Here is a 1540-nt window from a genome sequence, read left to right on the forward strand (position 1 = left end):
GCCCTCGAGCGTCATCAGCGCGTCGTGAACCGACTTGTAGGCATCGTCCCCGGCCTCGAGCTGGGTGGCGATGGCAAAGCGCGACGAGGTCACCGAGGCTTCGCCGAGGATCGGGAATTCCTTCATGATAAAGCGGATGTTTCCATCGCTCTCGATCAGCTCCTCGACCTCGGGGAAGGCACGGCGGCAGTAGCCGCAGCGGTAGTCCGAGAATTCGATGATGGTGACGTCGCCGTCGGGGTTGCCGCCGACCCAGCTGTAGCCATCGCGGAACAGCGCATCGGCGTTGTCGGCGACGAGCTGGTCATCGGCGGCGGCCTGCTGCTGGGCCTGCTTGGCCTCGAGCGCGTTGACCGCTTCCATGATCACCTCGGGGTTCTCGAGCAGGTATTCGCGGACCTGCGCGCCGAAGGCCTGGCGCTGCTCGGGCGTCATGTCCGAGAAGTCGAGATCCTGCGCGGCGAGCGGCGAGGCGAGCATGCCGGCGGCGAGGGTCAGCGCGGTGGCGGGGCGTTTCAGTCGGGTCAGCATGGGCTCTCCAATGTCTATCTCGTCGCGTGTGTGGCGGGCCCGCGTCAGCGCGTGGCCTTGGCTCTTTCGGCTGCGTCTAGCACGTCCTGCGCCCGACGCCACGGGGCGGATCCCCGCGGCAGCAGATCGGTGGCGCGCTTGGCGTGGATCCCGGCGTCCTTGAGGCGGCCGCCGAGGGCGTAGCGCTGCGCCGTCGCCTCCGAGGCCATGCCGGCGTTGCCGCTCTGTGCATAGGCCACCGAGAGGTCGCGCAGCACCCGGGCGTCGCGCCAGTCGCGGCCGCGTGCCTCTTCCAGCGTCTGCAGCGCCGCCGAGGTCTGGCCCGCCGCAAGCTGCGCCCGGCCGAGCCCGGCAAGGATCTGGGCGTTGCGCGGGGCAAGGCTGCGCGCCTGGGAATAGACCTTCACGGCAGCGGCAGCCTGCCGCGACTCGAGCAGGATCTGGCCCTTTAGGTCGTAATAGAACGGGTCGCGCGGGCGCAGCGCGATGGCGCCGTCGATGGCCCGCAGCGCGCCCTTGAGATCGGATTGCTGGTGCCGCGCCGCGGCCTCGGCCATCAGCGCGATGTCCTTCGAGGGCAGGCGGTCGAGCCGCCCCAGCGTCCATTTCGGCGCCCGCAGGAAGGCCTCGAGCTTGGCGCGGGCGCGGGCGAACCAGTAGGCAGCCTCGGGATTTCGCGGCGCCCCGGGCCCGGCGGCGGCCACCAGCCCCTTGAGCGTGCGCAGCCGGTCCGTGGTCAGCGGGTGGCTGCGCATGTATGGGTCCTGACGCCCGGCGGACAGCGCCTCCTGCCCGCGGAACAGTTCCTGCACCTCGATGGCGCCGGCGGGGTCGATGCCGGCCCGCGCAAGCGTCCGGACCGAGGTGATGTCGGCCGAGCTTTCCTCGGCGCGGGTGTGGGCGAGGAAGTTGCGCATCGCGGCGCTCTGGGTGCCGAGCAGCACGCCGAAGGCGGCGTCGCCGCTGCCGGTCGCGGCCCCGGTGGCGGCGGCCAGCGCCATGCCGAGCG

2 protein-coding genes are annotated in these 1540 nt (G+C 71.5%); both read right to left on the reverse strand.

What is annotated here, in order from left to right:
* The coding region (locus HC022_RS26265) for a thioredoxin domain-containing protein (protein WP_167454341.1) at positions 1-531 on the reverse strand (531 nt) is incomplete at its 3' end.
* Positions 532-575: 44 nt separating this feature from the next.
* The coding region (locus HC022_RS26270; protein WP_167454342.1) for a tetratricopeptide repeat protein at positions 576-1540 on the reverse strand (965 nt) is incomplete at its 5' end.

It is taken from the genome of Salipiger sp. HF18 (assembly GCF_011806505.1).
Lineage (GTDB): Bacteria > Pseudomonadota > Alphaproteobacteria > Rhodobacterales > Rhodobacteraceae > Salipiger > Salipiger thiooxidans.